Genomic DNA, 16029 nt, shown 5'->3' with positions numbered 1-16029 from the left:
GGGTTTCTACCCATTTTTCTGATGACGATCGACTTGGCGCTCAACTCCCACTTAATTATTCTCGGACTTTTACTCGGTTTTGCCTCCGCCCACAGCGGTTTAGCAGCCCTCCGCCCCAAAGCTGAAAAGCTCATAGGGGCAAGACTTTACCGCGTTTTATTTGCCCTAGTCAGTTTGCCCCTAGCAGTCATTCTGATTGTCTACTTTTTCAACCACCGCTACGACGGTATACAGCTTTGGCAGCTACAAGGCATCCCCGCTATCAAACCTCTAGTTTGGATACTTTCGGCAATTTCTTTCCTGTTTCTATACCCAGCAACTTTCAATCTCCTCGAAATTGCCGCCATCCAAAAACCCGAAGTTCACCTCTACGAAACCGGCATCATCCGCATCACCCGCCACCCGCAAATGGTGGGACAGGTGATTTGGTGCATAGCCCATACCCTCTGGATTGGCACTAGCTTTACCCTCCTGACTTCCATTGGTTTGGTACTTCACCATTTGTTTGGAGTATGGCACGGTGACAGGCGACTTCAGGCCCGTTTTGGCGAATCCTTTGAAACCATCAAATCTCGGACATCAATTTTGCCATTTTTGGCTATCTTCCAAAAACGTCAAAGCCTTGATTTGCTTGAATTTTTGCGCCCTTCCTATGTAGGTGTAGTCATTTTTACTACCCTGCTGTGGAAAATTCATCCTTTTTTGATGCGTGCGACTGGGAACATATACTGGTAGCATGATCCCTAGGATAGAAAAAATTTATTAATTTTTGAGGGATCATGGTGTTGTCCGTTAGCGAACGCACTTTTGCACAAGAGGTTTTTCAAGCGTCTACCCCCGTTTTAGTTCATTTTTGGGCGCCCTGGTGCGGTCTGTGCCGCGCGATCGACCCTACGCTCACAACATTTGAGACACAGTGGGCAGGAAAAGTCAAGCTCCTAGGGGTGAACGCCGATGAAAGTTTGAAATTAGCCAACACTTATCGCCTGACAAGTCTCCCGACGCTGATTTTGTTTGAAAGGGACAAAGTTCGATTTAGATTTGAACATTACCAAGGACGGGAGGAACTGCGCCGGACTCTCGACTCCTGGATGCTGGCGACCTCTGGGGTATCTGCCCCAACTCAACGGCTGCAACCCCAGGAAGCAGTCAACAGGTAGCATTTTTAAGTGCCATAGCGATTATATCCCCGAATTATTAAAAACTTCGGGGATATAATTTCTATTGTGCAGTTAATATCAATTCCCGTTGCACCGGAGCAGCATCGATTAGCAGCTTAATCCATCATGTCTAATTTAGTTAACCGCCGAAATCCCCACATTAACCGAAGCGGTATATCGATAATACCCCCTACGCAGGATACTTCTAAAAAAATCAAGCATTTTTACCCATTCATGCAGGCTTGTGTGACAATTGTTTACAGTTTTGTCAATCTAGTAGAAACTTTAAACTTCATCAGTCATGGAACTGCTTTATCAATACGCTTGGCTGATTCCAGTCCTGCCACTGGCAGGCGCAATGCTAGTAGGTCTAGGCTTAATCACCTTTAACCAAGCCACCAACAAACTCCGGCAAGGGAATGCGATACTAATCGTCTCCACGCTCGGAGGGTCAATGGTACTCTCTTTTGCATTGTTGTGGAGTCAACTACAGGGTCACGCACCCTACACCCGCACTATTCAGTGGGCTTCTGCTGGGGACTTCTCGCTGAATATGGGCTACGTCATCGACCCCCTGACCTCGGTCATGTTGGCGATCGTCACTACGGTCGCCTTTTTAGTGATGATTTATACCGATGGCTACATGGCTCACGATGACGGGTACGTGCGTTTTTACGCCTACCTCAGCATCTTCAGCGCCTCGATGCTAGGTCTAGTAGTCAGCCCCAACATCGTTCAGATTTATATCTTCTGGGAACTCGTAGGTATGTGTTCCTACCTGCTAGTAGGCTTTTGGTACGATCGCAAACCCGCTGCTGACGCCTGCCAAAAAGCCTTCGTCACCAACCGCGTCGGCGACTTCGGCCTGCTGCTGGGCATCCTCGGCATTTACTGGGCCACCGGCAGCTTTGAATTTGACGTAATGGGCGATCGCCTGCACTCCTTAGTCGAATCAGGAGCCCTGAGCGCCACTTTGGCCACCATCTTCGGAGTCCTGATATTTTTGGGACCAGCCGCCAAATCCGCTCAATTCCCCCTCCACGTCTGGCTCCCAGACGCAATGGAAGGCCCAACACCGATTTCGGCCCTGATCCACGCCGCGACAATGGTAGCCGCCGGTGTCTTCCTGATTGCTCGGATGTACCCAGTGTTTGAAGGGTTGCCAGCAGTCATGAATTTAATCGCCTGTACAGGCTGTTTTACAGCATTTATGGGCGCTTCGATCGCCATTACCCAAAATGACATCAAAAAAGGTCTAGCCTACTCCACCATCTCCCAATTGGGCTACATGGTGATGGCAATGGGTGTGGGTGCTTATAGTGCCGGACTGTTCCACTTGATGACCCACGCTTACTTCAAAGCGATGCTGTTCCTGTGTTCCGGTTCAGTTATTCACGGTATGGAAGATGTCGTCGGCCACAACCCCGCACTCGCTCAAGATATGCGAGTCATGGGCGGCTTGCGGAAATATATGCCGATTACGGCAACTTGCTTTTTAATCGGAAATTTGGCAATCTGTGGCATTCCGCCCTTTGCTGGTTTTTGGTCAAAAGACGAAATCCTCGCTCAAGCTTTTGAAGCAAATCCTGCTTTGTGGGCTGTGAGCTGGGTGACAGCCGGGATGACCGCGTTTTATATGTTCCGGATGTATTTCAGCACCTTTGAGGGCGAATTCCGGGGTAATGACAACGCGATCAAACAGCAACTTCTGCAACCAGGTTTGGTTTTCGGCCCTGGGGCGATGAATGTTAAGGAATTGGCCACAACTGGGGAAAGTCATGACGCACACGATCATTTCCCTCACGAATCTCCGCTGACAATGGCTCTGCCTTTAGTGGTTCTGGCAATACCTTCGGTGTTAATTGGTTTTGTCGGTACGCCATTTGCTAATTATTTTGAGCAGTTTATCCATGCTCCTGGTGAGTCTCTGGAAGAAGTATTGGAACACGCCGCCGAGTTCGATTTGACGGAATTTCTAATCATGGGCGGCAGCTCTGTGGGTATTGCTTTGTTGGGCATTACTTTGGCTTCTCTGATGTATTTGAGCCGGAAAATTGATGCTGGGGCGATCGCCCAAAAAATCAAACCGCTTTACGAATTCTCCCTCAACAAGTGGTATCTAGACGACATCAACGAATTTCTGTTTGTCAAAGGCAGCCGTCGTTTAGCGCGGCAAGTCATGGAAGTAGATTTGCGAGTTGTCGATGGTGTGGTCAATTTGACTGGTTTTCTCGCCCTGGTAACAGGCGAAGGATTGAAATACATTGAAAACGGTCGCGCTCAATTTTATGCCCTGATTGTGTTTGTTGCAGTTCTGGGTTTTGCGATCGTTTCTGGAGTTAGTTGAATCTGTAGGGACGCGACATTATCCATTAGTGTCAACTTAACGTCAAACCAACCGTATCTTTTGTTTGTCTCGAAGTCTAGATCCCCCCTAACCCCCCTTAATAAGGGGGGAAAAAGAGTATTCTCTCAAAGTCTAGATCCCCCCTAACCCCCCTTAATAAGGGGGGAATAAGAGTATTCTCTCAAAGTCCCCCTGATGGAAAAAGAGTTTTCTCTCAAAGTCCCCCTTCCCCCCTTGGGGGGGGCTAGGGCGTGTTTTCAAACCCAAAGATCCCCCCCAGCCCCCCTTAAAAAGGGGGGGGAAAGAGTCTTTAAGTCCCCCTTTTTAAGGGGGATTTAGGGGGATCTAAATCTTAAGGAGTAGTTTGAAAACACGCCCCAGCCCCCCCCCCAAGGGGGGAAATTCAGAAAGAAGGAAGAAGATCGATGTGAAGAAGGAACAAGTCACCCCCAAGGGGGGAATAAAGAAAGAAAGAAAGAATAAAGGAAGAAATTAACCGGAACTGATTATGATATTCTCGTAAATGCCATACCTGCATAAAATTAGCAATTTAGATGACCGCAACAGATTCTACTAAGCACCAAAAATCCAAAGCCCTGAAACCGGGTAGTCGCCGCCCTGCGAAAGAACTTTGCAGCGAGTGCGGTTTGTGCGATACATATTATATCCATTATGTCAAGGAATCTTGTGCTTTCTTAACACAGCATATCGCGGAACTGGAAGCAGAGATTCACGGGCGATCGCGCAATCTCGATAATCCAGACGATTGGTATTTCGGAGTCAGTCAAAACATGATGGCGGCTCGGAAAAAAGAGCCGATAGAAGGCGCTCAATGGACGGGAATCGTCAGCACAATTGCGATCGAAATGCTCGAAAAAGGGATTGTAGAAGGCGTTGTTTGCGTCCAAAATACTCAGGAAGACCGCTTTCAACCGATGCCGATAATTGCTACAAATCGCGAAGAGATTCTGGCAGCAAAAGTCAACAAACCGACTCTTTCTCCCAACCTTTCTGTATTGGAACAAATCGAAAAATCTGGGATGAAGCGGCTGTTAGTAATTGGGGTGGGATGTCAAATTCAAGCTTTGCGAACTGTTGAGAAAAAACTGGGTTTAGAAAAGCTCTATGTTTTGGGAACTCCCTGTGTGGATAATGTCAGTCGCGCTGGGTTGCAAAAATTCCTAGATACGACTAGCCGTTCTCCAGAAACAGTTTTGTCCTATGAGTTTATGCAAGACTTTAATGTTCACTTCAAACACGAAGACGGTTCGGTGGAAAAAGTGCCGTTCTTTGGATTGAATACTAAGGAATTGAAGGATGTTTTTGCTCCTTCTTGTTTGAGCTGTTTTGATTATGTCAATTCCTTGGCAGATTTAGTTGTGGGCTACATGGGTGCACCTTTCGGCTGGCAGTGGATTGTGGTGCGAAATGATACTGGACAAGAGATGTTAGACTTGGTAACGGATCAACTAAATACTCAGTCGGTGATGTCTCAGGGAAACAGAAAAGAGGCTGTGCAGCAAAGCATTCCGGCTTATGAAAAAGGGGTGACTTTGCCGATGTGGGCGGCGAAGTTAATGGGAGTTTTTATTGAGAGAATTGGACCGAAGGGTTTGGAATATGCTAGGTTTTCTATTGATTCTCATTTCACTCGCAATTATCTGTACGTGAAGCGGAATTACCCAGATAAATTGGATGCTCATGTACCGGAATATGCTAAGCGGATTGTGGGTCAGTATAAGTTACCTGACGTTTAGTTGATGAGGGTGTCAAGGATGGAAGTATCCGAATCATCCAGGGTGCATCTCAATGAGTGCAAATATATTCGTAGGGGCGAAGCATGACGGCTGTAAATCTTTGGTGATCACTAATAATATCGTTTCCGGTTGCATCGGAATTATTAGCCGAAATTAGGACACGGTAGTACCCATAGGTCTCAACAATCGCCTAAAACCCTTGGTATCTCTCGTTCATAGCAAAGTCTAGATCCCCCTAAATCCCCACCCCCCCCTAGCCCCCCCCAAGGGGGGAAGGGGGACTTTGATCAGACTCTTGTCCCCCCCTTCTTAAGGGGGGCTAGGGGGGATCTGGCCTTAATCGTTAAACAACAGTCTGTGACTGGGTTTGACCTTAAGTTGACACCAATGGGTAGTACCGTGTCCCTACCCAAAATAATCTTGTAGGGAAACGGCACTGCCGTGTCCTCTATATCATTCCGGTGTTACCGGAATTGATATAAATTGTCTGCGGTCATGCTTCGCCCTTACACAATCGGGATGCTCCCATCATCCAAATAAAAGTAGGGTGCGTAGCCTGAAACAATGATGGCGATGTGCCGGGATTCAGTAGCGACGCACCTTACGGAATTAATATGATTTGCTATGAGCCGCCGGCAAAGACAACTGAGGTGGAATTTTAGGATAGTTTGTTTCCCCGGAAATCACTACCGGTTCTTGGGAAAGTAAAAACTCACGAATTACCCTAGCCACGACTCTTTGAGCTAAACCGCCGACTACTTGTTGGCCCATATTCTGCACTTCTGGTTTCACTAACAACTGGGGAAGTAGTTGTAATACTTTCATGCTGTCAAAACCGGGAGTTGATTGCAAAATATCCCAAATCCGTTTGATGTGTTCTAGGTTTTTTTGTTCCGTTTGTGAAACCATCGGTGGATGTGGTTTGACTCCAAACCATTCGCCGACTACTGATTTAGCATTAGCAAAGGCGTTGTTGGAAAGGGTATCGAGACTTTTGATTAATTCCAGGACAATGCGATCGCGAATAAAGTCTCCTCTTTGAGAAAATAAATAGTCTAATGCTTGGTTCAGGATTTTGCTGATGTCGTAGTCTTCGCTATCGCGGGCATTGTTGAGTAAGTTTTCTAACCGATTCCAGCGGAATTCTCCTTGTTTGAATAACAACTCTTGCAGAGATGTTCTCAATTCTGGCGCGGGGTCGCTCAACAGCCGTTTGGCGACGTAGGGATAGGCTTTGCTGAGAACTTTAAATTCGGGGTCAACGTTGATTGCAATGCCTTCTAAGGTGACGAGCGATCGAATAATCAAAGCATAGTAGGCTGGAACTCGGAAGGGATATTCGTACATCACTGCCGATAGTTCGTCTGTAATGCTTTTGAAATTGAGTTCGGCGACGCTAGCACCCAAAGCATTGTTAAACACTCTAGCCAAGGCGGGAATAATTGGTGTTAAATCGGTGTCGGGTGTTAAAAAATCTAACTTTACATAATCTTTGGCTAAACCTTCAAAGTCGCGATTTACTAAATGCACCACAGCTTCTAATAGGCCGTATCTTTGATATGGTTTAACTTCGCTCATCATGCCGAAGTCGAGATAAGCTAACTTACCGTCGGGAGTTGCCAAAAGGTTGCCTGGATGGGGGTCAGCGTGAAAAAACCCGTGTTCCAAGAGTTGTCTTAGGGAGCATTGCACGCCCACTTCAATTAAGTAAGGAGCGTCGATTCCTTGAGCTTTGACGGCTTCTAAATTGGTGAGTTTGATGCCGGTGATCCACTCCATTGTCAAGACGCGGCGGCGGGTATATTGCCAGTAAATACTGGGAACGTAAATATCTTTAAGGTGGCCGTAGAGTTCTCTAAAACGTTCGGCATTTTGTCCTTCGTGGGTGTAGTCCATTTCTTCGTAAATGCGTTCGCCCAATTCGTCCATAATTCCTGCGAGGTCGCTGCGAATCATTTTGAAGTTGTTTTGTGCCCACAGTGCGACGCGCCGCAGGATGTAGATGTCTAAACCAATGTTTTCGGCTAAGCCTGGTCGTTGGACTTTGATCGCGACGGTTTCTCCGGTTTTGAGTTTGCCTTTGTAGACTTGTCCGAGAGATGCTGCGGCGATGGGATCGGGGCTGATTTCTGCGTAGATTTCTCTGGGGTGGGCACCCAATTCTTCTTCTATAAATCTATATGCTACTTCGTTGGGAAAGGGTGGTAATTGGTCTTGCAGTGTTGTGAGTTCTTCTAAATATGCTGGCGGTACTAAGTCTGGTCTTGTTGAGAGTGCTTGTCCGATTTTGATGAAAGCTGGGCCTAGTTGACTGAGAATTTCTCGTAGTCTGGCGGCGCGACGCTTTTCGTTGGTGGCGGTGCGGCCTGTTTTGCCGTCGAACCACAAACTGAAGGTAAAGCCGAAAAATGTCCAAATCACACTCAGTAGTCTTCCCCAGACTTCTAGAGGGCGATTTTTGTATTCGGCTGCGATCGCGACTGGATCGTATCGAACAGCTTCTCCGGCTAACTCGAAAGCTATGTCTCTGGCTGATTTGAGGACTTCGGAGGTTACGGTGTCTGTCTCTATTGCTACTGGTACTGCTGGCAGGGGAATGGTGTTTGCATCTTTGAGATTGCCGAGTACAGGCTGAGTCGCAGAATTTGCATAAGTTGGCGGGGAGGCTGGCGATACAGTCTTGACATTCATAACTCAGACCTAGTGTGAAGCATTGTAAACATATTGTAACAATTTAAGGATGAAGGAAGACGGAAGAGTCAAAAAGGAAAAGGAAAAAGAAGATTTTCGTAACTGCTACTCGTTGCTTATGTTGACGAGTCGATCGCGAATTCCTGAGAGTTGCAATTGGGTGCTGACTGGCGATCGAGGTTGAGGTATTTCCGTATTGGGCCAGTGGGCTAAGTCGTTACAGGGACAGCACTCGGCGGGCATTCCCGAATCCCGCAAGGGTACGGGCATGGCACAACGGGCGCAGGGACTCATTTCCCAAGCAGGTGTCAGTAGTTCGCCTATGGTTTCCTTTGTGCCTTCGAGATAACAGTCTCCGCTGTCGGGGGAGACTATTTTTTGCCAGCATTCTTCAAATTCTTGGCTGTAGCGATCGCCCGCAATTACTGGTTTGGGCAGCAATGCTTCGGAACCGTTGCCAATTAATACTTTTTTGCCTAGCTGAAACCAGTAAGCAATATATTTTCTCACTTCATATTCTGATGCCATAGCTTTTATTAAACCTTTCAAGCAATTGTTTATTTTAGACTTTCCTACTTAATTTTTTACCTATTTTATAAACTAGAAAACTTCCTCCTTAAGGGGGATGTCGGGGGGAGCATCCCGATTTTGCATAGGCGAAGCATGACCGCAGACAATTTATTAGCGATCACCAAAGATTTACAGCGGTCATGCTTCGCCCCTACGAATATATTTGCCAAACACAGATGCACCCATGTCTGGAAACAAAATATCGATTTTGTTTGGGAATTTAGGTGGTGGGGGTAGGTAGATATTTTTTTAGGGATAATTATCTAATTGAGAGTTTTTTGTGAATGGGGAGAATATACTAAATTGTAACTCATTTTGTGGAGTTTGAAACTTATATTTTCTCTAAAGTCGATCGCCCGCCGGAGTGTTATTTGGTAGTTGGAAGCCTTGTGCCCAGAGCCGTGAGATTCAAGGCGTAACCTCCGGTGGCGAGATAAACACCATCGGCGATCGCCCCGATGTGGCGGACAAGAGTGCCGAGGCGATCGCGAAATAGCCTTCCCGCTGGATAAGCAGGCACTACTCCCCATCCGGTTTCCTCTCCTACCAAAATTACATCAGCCATGGCGGAGTGCAAACTAGCAAGCAAATCTTGTTGTGTCTGTTCCCAAACAGTGGCTTCTTGTTCCAAAAGATTTGCCGTCCAAGTTCCGAGGGAATCAATTAACAAGCAATTTGAGCGATCGGTCGATCGTACAACTGCTGACAAGTCCTCGATCGCTTCTACAGTTTTCCACTCAGGGGGACGGCGATTTTTGTGGCGCTCAATGCGATTTTGCCATTCCCGATCTGCCTGGTCAATCTTACCTGTAGCCACATAAATTACAGATTTTCCTGAATCTGCTGCCATAGTTTCTGCTAATTCACTTTTGCCGGATCTGGCGGGCCCTGTTACTAAGATTATTTGTCTTGAACTACGGATTTTAGTCATTAGTTAATTGTTATGTATGGGTGGTTATTTGTGGGTGGTTATTTGTTAGTCTAATTTACCTTGACCAATTCCCAAGAGTCATTTTTAAGGGATAATAACATTAATGAGACAAGATCAGACTAACTCGATCGACAACCCTAGCAATTGGGACGCTGTTATGTCAAAACCTCAGATATCAGCAATAATTTGTACCCACAATCGTCACAGCTATCTAGGTGCGGCGATCGACAGTTTACTGGTGCAGGATTTTCCTGACAACTTTGAAATAGTGGTAGTGGATAACGCTTCTAGCGATTTTGAAACTCCTGGTAGCTCAAAAACGCGAACCCGCCAAGTGGTAGAAGCAAGACTCCCTAATCCCCTACTCAAGTACATTTGGGAACCAGAACTAGGTTTGTCAGTAGCCCGCAACAGGGGCGCGAAGGAAGCTGGGAGTGAAATTTTAGCCTATCTCGATGACGATGCCGTGGCCGAGTCCGATTGGCTCAGGGTGCTATACAGTGCCTATCAAAGCAATCCAAAATTGGCCGTAGCCGGTGGTAAAGTCAATTTGCTGTGGCCTTCTGGAGTCAGCCCTCCCAACTGGCTGTCCGCCGGATTGGCCCAAAATTTGGGAGCCTATGATTTAGGAGAAAAGTGCATCTACATAACGGTGGCCGGATTAACTCCCAGGGGTGTAAACTACTCAATCCGACGCTCTTTTTTACAACAAATTGGCGGTTTTGATGTCAAACTCGGTAGAATCGGCAACAAATTGTTGTCAAATGAAGAATTGCGGGCCACAGAACTAGCATTAGAGCTAGGTTGGCAAGTAATCTATGTACCGGAGGCTTTAGTGCTTCACAATGTAGATCCCTCGCGGCTGCACAAAGCTTGGTTTATCGAGCGCGGGTGGTGGCAAGGCATCAGCGAGTGTTACCGGGAACAATTGTGCGATCGAGCCGGTATTGTTCAGCTTTGGCGCGGGGGCGAAAGAATACTCAGGGGTGCGTACAAGTCTTTTAAATACATTAAAAACCCAGGACTGCGCTTTGAAAATTTTGTTTTTGTCTGGGGTCAAATTGGTTATTTAAGTGCAGCCGTCCGTGGCATAATTTTTCCACCGAAATCGACCCAGAGGCATTAGGCTATAGGCAATATCCCTTGCTGTGTAGGGTCCCGCGGCGATGCCGATCGCACATACTTCATCCACAACAACTCGACCGAATTCAGGTTCAAGCACTCGATTATGACCTCTAGTTCATCCAAGATTCCGGTTTCAGTTCTCATTCCGGCAAAAGACGAAGAACTTAATCTACCTGCGTGTCTGGCGAGCATTGCCAGGGCCGATGAAGTTTTTCTAGTTGATTCCCAAAGTAGCGATTTAACGGTAGAAATCGCCATCAGTAGTGGCGCAAAAGTCGTGCAATTCTACTTCGATAACCGCTGGCCCAAAAAGAAAAATTGGTCTTTAGACAACCTGCCCTTTCGTAACGAATGGGTATTAATTGTCGATTGCGACGAGCGGATTCCCCCAGAACTTTGGGACGAGATTGCCCAAGTCATTCAAGACCCCAATTTTGAGGGTTACTACCTCAATCGCAAAGTTTTATTTTTAGGACAATGGCTGCGTTACGGAGGTAGATATCCAGACTGGAACTTGCGTTTGTTCAAGCATCAAAAAGGTCGTTACGAAAATCTGGGGACTGAATCCGTACCCAATACTGGCGACAACGAAGTTCACGAACACGTAATTTTAGCAGGTCCAGTGGGATACTTAAAAAATGATATGATTCACGAGGATTACCGCGATTTATTTCATTGGATAGAAAGGCACAACCGCTATTCTAATTGGGAAGCTCGTGTTTATTACAATATTATTGAAGGGCGAGACGACAGTGGCACTATTGGTGCTAACTTATTTGGAGATGCAGTGCAGCGTAAGCGATTTCTCAAAAAAGTTTGGGTGCGGCTGCCTTTGAAACCAATGCTGAGATTTATTTTATTTTACTTTATTCAGTTCGGCTTTTTGGATGGAAAAGCTGGCTATATTTATGCAAGGTTATTGAGTCAGTATGAGTATCAAATTAATGCAAAACTTTACGAATTGCGTTGTTGTGGGGGCCAGTTGAATATGGCAGAACCCCAGCCTAATTTGTCACCGCCGGTAGTTAGAAGTCAGGAGAGTGAAGTTAAATCGCCGTAGGCATTTCTTTTTTAAATTCGGCGGTTTCAACCGCCCGGTTCATGATTTGATACTTCCTCGGCTTGCTGCAAGGTATTATTAACTGGTTGACTTGGGGAATCGGGTAATTGTGCAACGGATTTACGGCCAAACAATCTCAATCTACCATTAATTTTCGATGTCCCATTAATCAAACCAACAACTCCAGCCACAATTACCACAGCTAGGACACTCCATAATAGGCTGGCTATAGCGGGATGAATGCGATCGCCCGTTTGAGGTATCCTGAACACTATGGGCGTCTCAACATAAGCAGAAACAGCAGACACCACAATGCCTCCAGCCCCCAAGCCAGCACCTAATATTTCAATTTTTCTTTCTAAGGAGCGATCGCATTCCGCTTGTTCAATATCAACAATCCCTCCCACTAACTCCACCGCAATCTTAATCAAATCAGTGCCATGTTTGAAATAGCCTAAATCGCCCTTAATTTGTTCTTGAAAATACCGACAAGTTCTATCAACAAAAAAATTGAATGCTGTCAATTCATCAGGTATTAGCTGCGATTTATCACCAATTTGCAACAACTTTTCTTGATAGTTATAAACATGAATATTAATCGTGTTATTAAAATCTTCTAAACATTCCAAGGCTCTTTCATAATTCAAACTTTCTCGAAGTAACTCTTTGAGTTTGATTTTTAGATATTTCAACGATTCATCTATATCAACACTTTTCACCAAATCAACTTCAGTTGGCAATTCAATCCGACTTACTTCGGTGATTTTGGCTTCCAAGTTTTCGATTGTTTGCTCAATTTCTAAATATCGTTCCTTAAGTAGATGGTAATTTCTGCGACTATCAATAAAAGCTTTGATGATTTTATGGCGGTGATAAAACAGTTCAAACAAAGGTTGAATAATCTTCCCTAATTTTCCCTCAATGTCATCATCAACCAGATAAACAAACACCTGTACTTGACTTTTGGGAGAACTATACTCAAACATCGAAGAATCGAATAACTTAGTATCACGGTAAAAAGGTGGACGCACAGACTCTTCTGGGAAAAGATGTTTTAAACATTCATCTGCAACTTTGCGAAAGTCATTGTCACTTGGCTGTTGATAAGTTTCTGATTTGTAAGTAATCAAAAGAGTTTGTCCCAGCCAATTTTCATGACTCTCAGCAACCAGCAGATTATTAACATTAAATTGTGTTAATGCTGCTGCGATTTCTAGGTCTTTGTTTTCGTCAGTTTCTGGGCTGCCAATTCTTGCTAAAATGCCTTCGCTATCATCGATACAGCAAAATTTGAAGGAACCATCGATTTGATTTGAATGGGTGAACTTAGTCGCTTTCGTCAGGGGATAACTGAGGTTTGCTTGAGAAAAAACTCGACTTTTGTCCTGACTAAAATATTGCCAGAGACTATTTGCCCAAGTCCAGATTGAGTCAACATCGGTTTTGCTGTCGGTGCTGAGTTGGTAGCTGTAGATATAGACTTGGGGATGGTCAATTTTTAGCATCTGGTGCGGGGGGATTTGAGGCTTTTTGAATGCGTTTTTTGAAGTTTGCTTCTAGCTTTTTGATATCAGGATGGGTATTAGTGATTGTTTCATAGCCCGGTGTGACTTCCGGTTCTGCGTCATCGAGATTTTTGCGTTTAAGAGCCTTTATTTCGTCTCGGACATCTTTAAACTGGCGATAGAGTAGATTGATAGCATTTTCTACGGTATCGTTATCAGCACCAGATTCTGCCAAGGGTAGAATTTTGGTGATTAATTCTTCGACAAATGGGGGAGTAAGAATTGCAGGCGCGGTGGTAATAGCTGCATAGATTTGGGACAAAATATCGACTTCATTTTCATTCATAAATTTACCTCAAAAATGGATTTACAATGTCAAGTGCTGTAGGGGCGATTTTTACCAGCAATAATTGCCAAAAATCAATAATTTCGTAAACCCGCCCCCGCCCTTTGATTAATTTTGTTCAGCTTGTTCTTGTTGAGATTGAGTGATAATCTCTGCTACTTCAGTTATCGGCAAGTCAAAGACTCTAGCAATATCTTCTGTCGTTAATCCTAGACTAACCATTCTGAGGATTGCAGATTTTTCTCGCTGTTTAACTTCCGCTTGAGCTTCAGCTTCAGCTTGTAATTGAGCTTGTAATTGAGCTTGTAATTGAGCTTGTAATTGAGCTTGTGCTTGCAATTGAGCTTGTGCTTCAGCTTGTCCTTCCGCAAAAACATCTTGATAGAATCTGGTTTTCTTTAACTCACTGAGATTAAACATGGCGGCAATCTCCTCTCTGGTTTTTTGGGGTAACTTGTAAACAATGATAGTTTCTAGTAAGTTGATGAAGCTCTCTCTGACTGCGATATTCGGTATTTCGGTTTCGGCTTGTCTGGCTAAATCTATAGCCAAATCTGAGGCCGTGTTTTCTGGTTCGATTACCAGTTTAAGTAATTTTATCGGTAGAGATGCTGTTTCTGGTTCGGTAAGTTCATTCAGGTAAATGCGGGTGATTTTTGGGAGTGCCAGCATTTCCTGAAAGTGGATGTCACATTCTCTTTCTGTTTGCCGATTTGGGTAAATGACTACCAATTGCCAAGGGTGGGGCGGTTGGTATTGTTTGAGATAGATGAATAGTTCGGCAAATAGACGATAGTACAGATTTGGGTCTGGTTGAAATTGGACTTCCACAATGTAGAATGGTAGTTGAGAATCTGCGACAATTGGCAGAAATAAACCATCTAGGCGAAAGGCTAATTGTTTAACTTCTTGGGATGTGAATTGGTATTGGTTTGTAGCATCGGCAGGTATGCCCAGCAGGGCAAAGAAAATAAACGGGAATTCTTGGAAGATGCTGTAAAATAGGCTATCGGTTTTCATGAATTAGATTTAATAGTCAGAGTTTCGACTACGCTCAACCACCGGAGTTTTTTCCAGAATACTTCGTTACAGGCCGCATCAACAGCAAAAACCTGCTGGTTGAGCGAAGTCGAAACCCGGTTTCTTCGGTTTTTATGCGTCCAGGACTATGTTAAATACATTATAAGCCTATGGCACAAAACGCTCCCCAATGATAAACATCACCGTAGGGTTTTACGGTCGGTTTATAACGTCCCAGATATTCCGTAACATCTTCCTTTTGCTCTCCATCGAAACTCTCCGAACCTTCCACCCATTCTAGCAAATCTGAAGTGGTAGCAGACTTAAACCAGCGCTGGGTATCATGGAGCGCTTGACCAATGCTAACTCCAGGTTTTAGTACCTCATAGAATTTTACCATCATCAAGGCAGTCGAGAGGTCATTGACAGCCCAAAGACTGGCCAAAGTTCCCATTGCTCCCGCGTAGAGAAATCCCGTCGGTAATCCAATATAATCGGAGCGATTCTGCGTATCAATTAGCGCGGTTTCGCAGGCGGAAAGCACGACTAGGCGGCATTGTTTGAGTCGCAATCCGAAAATTTCAGCCAAAGTCAGGCATTTGTCAATATCCGCTGTTTTGCCCTCGCGCCATTCCACATAACGCTCAGATGCACCTAAATCCGATCCCCCTAAATCCCCCTTAAGAAGGGGGACTTTGAGAACCTCTTGCTCCCCCCTTAAGAAGGGGGGCTGGGGGGGATCTCCGGGTTCAACAAGAGGCGCTTTGAGCTCTTGTTGCTCCCCTAAATTCGATCCCCCTAAATCCCCCTTAAGAAGGGGGACTTTGAGAACATCTTGCTCCCCCCTTAAGAAGGGGGGCTGGGGGGGATCTCCGGGTTCAACAAGAGGCGCTTTGAGCTCTTGTTGCTCCCCTAAATTCGATCCCCCTAAATCCCCCTTAAGAAGGGGGACTTTGAGAACATCTTGCTCCCCCCTTACCAAGGGGGGCTGGGGGGGATCTCCGGGTTCGACAAGAGGCGCTTTGAGCTCTTCTTGCTCCCCTAAATTCGATCCCCCTAAATCCCCCTTAAGAAGGGGGACTTTGAGAACCTCTTGCTCCCCCCTTACCAAGGGGGGCTGGGGGGGATCTCCGGGTTCGACAAGAGGTGCTTTGAGCTCTTCTTGCTCACCTAAATCCGATCCCCCTAAATCCCCCTTAAGAAGGGGGACTTTGAGAACATCTTGCTCCCCCCTTAAGAAGGGGGGCTGGGGGGATCTCCGGGTTCGACAAGAGGTGCTTTGAGCTCTTCTTGCTCACCTAAATCCGATCCCCCTAAATCCCCCTTAAGAAGGGGGACTTTGAGAACATCTTGCTCCCCCCTTAAGAAGGGGGGCTGGGGGGGATCTCCGGGTTCGACAAGAGGTGCTTTGAGCTCTTGTTGCTCCCCTAAATCCGATCCCCCTAAATCCCCCTTAAGAAGGGGGACTTTGAGAACATCTTGCTCCCCCCTTAAGAAGGGGGGCTGGGGGGGATCTC

13 protein-coding genes and 1 pseudogene are annotated in these 16029 nt (G+C 45.8%); 6 read left to right on the top strand and 8 right to left on the bottom strand.

Annotated elements, in window-relative coordinates; translation table 11 throughout:
- Positions 1-21 precede the first annotated feature (21 nt).
- The 4 genes from ACBR23_RS19295 (at position 22) to ACBR23_RS19280 (ending at position 5264) form a co-directional block, all read left to right on the top strand.
- Entirely contained in the window at positions 22-735 is a 714-nt protein-coding gene (locus ACBR23_RS19295; RefSeq protein ID WP_371120516.1) for an NnrU family protein, read from the top strand.
- Between the two features lie 44 nt (positions 736-779).
- Entirely contained in the window at positions 780-1160 is a 381-nt protein-coding gene (locus ACBR23_RS19290) for a thioredoxin family protein (RefSeq protein WP_371117697.1), read from the top strand.
- 301 nt (positions 1161-1461) lie between these two features.
- Positions 1462-3507 (top strand): NAD(P)H-quinone oxidoreductase subunit 5, encoded by a 2046-nt coding sequence (locus tag ACBR23_RS19285; RefSeq protein ID WP_371120517.1) that lies wholly within the window; start codon positions 1462-1464, stop codon positions 3505-3507.
- Positions 3508-4061: 554 nt separating this feature from the next.
- Entirely contained in the window at positions 4062-5264 is a 1203-nt protein-coding gene (locus ACBR23_RS19280; protein WP_371116443.1) for a Coenzyme F420 hydrogenase/dehydrogenase, beta subunit C-terminal domain, read from the top strand.
- 609 nt (positions 5265-5873) lie between these two features.
- Here ACBR23_RS19280 and ACBR23_RS19275 read toward each other — a convergent pair.
- The 3 genes from ACBR23_RS19275 to cobU all read right to left on the bottom strand — a co-directional run bounded on the left by ACBR23_RS19275 (position 5874) and on the right by cobU (position 9456).
- Positions 5874-7955 (bottom strand): ABC1 kinase family protein, encoded by a 2082-nt coding sequence (locus tag ACBR23_RS19275; protein WP_371120134.1) that lies wholly within the window; start codon positions 7953-7955, stop codon positions 5874-5876.
- A 105-nt stretch (positions 7956-8060) separates the two neighbouring features.
- Positions 8061-8483, bottom strand: coding sequence for a hypothetical protein (locus ACBR23_RS19270; protein WP_371120135.1), 423 nt, complete (start codon positions 8481-8483; stop codon positions 8061-8063).
- 409 nt (positions 8484-8892) lie between these two features.
- The gene (gene cobU, locus ACBR23_RS19265; RefSeq protein ID WP_371120136.1) at positions 8893-9456 is read right to left on the bottom strand and encodes a bifunctional adenosylcobinamide kinase/adenosylcobinamide-phosphate guanylyltransferase; all 564 of its coding nucleotides are present in this window, start codon (positions 9454-9456) and stop codon (positions 8893-8895) included.
- A 157-nt stretch (positions 9457-9613) separates the two neighbouring features.
- Between cobU and ACBR23_RS19260 the strand changes: the two genes are divergently transcribed.
- Entirely contained in the window at positions 9614-10582 is a 969-nt protein-coding gene (locus ACBR23_RS19260; protein WP_371120137.1) for a glycosyltransferase family 2 protein, read from the top strand.
- 102 nt (positions 10583-10684) lie between these two features.
- On the top strand, positions 10685-11641 hold the full coding sequence (locus ACBR23_RS19255) for a glycosyltransferase family 2 protein (protein ID WP_371120138.1): 957 nt from the start codon (positions 10685-10687) through the stop codon (positions 11639-11641).
- 26 nt (positions 11642-11667) lie between these two features.
- Here the strand turns inward: ACBR23_RS19255 and ACBR23_RS19250 are convergent, their stop codons facing one another.
- From ACBR23_RS19250 to ACBR23_RS19230, 5 genes and pseudogenes are all read right to left on the bottom strand, one after another.
- Positions 11668-13146 (bottom strand): hypothetical protein, encoded by a 1479-nt coding sequence (locus ACBR23_RS19250; RefSeq protein ID WP_371118078.1) that lies wholly within the window; start codon positions 13144-13146, stop codon positions 11668-11670.
- Positions 13133-13492, bottom strand: coding sequence for a hypothetical protein (locus tag ACBR23_RS19245; protein WP_371118077.1), 360 nt, complete (start codon positions 13490-13492; stop codon positions 13133-13135). Before ACBR23_RS19245 ends, ACBR23_RS19250 begins: the two co-directional genes overlap by 14 nt.
- A gap of 108 nt (positions 13493-13600) precedes the next feature.
- Complete coding sequence (locus ACBR23_RS19240; RefSeq protein WP_371120139.1) at positions 13601-14512, bottom strand: Rpn family recombination-promoting nuclease/putative transposase; 912 nt, start codon at positions 14510-14512, stop codon at positions 13601-13603.
- Positions 14513-14672: 160 nt separating this feature from the next.
- Positions 14673-15149 (bottom strand): CHAT domain-containing protein, encoded by a 477-nt coding sequence (locus ACBR23_RS19235; protein ID WP_371125673.1) that lies wholly within the window; start codon positions 15147-15149, stop codon positions 14673-14675.
- Between the two features lie 596 nt (positions 15150-15745).
- A pseudogene (locus ACBR23_RS19230) lies at positions 15746-16029 on the bottom strand (hypothetical protein); the annotation flags it as partial.

The organism is Microcoleus sp. (assembly GCF_041354475.1).
Classification (GTDB): domain Bacteria; phylum Cyanobacteriota; class Cyanobacteriia; order Cyanobacteriales; family Microcoleaceae; genus Microcoleus.
This window is presented reverse-complemented; position numbering and strand designations above follow the sequence as displayed.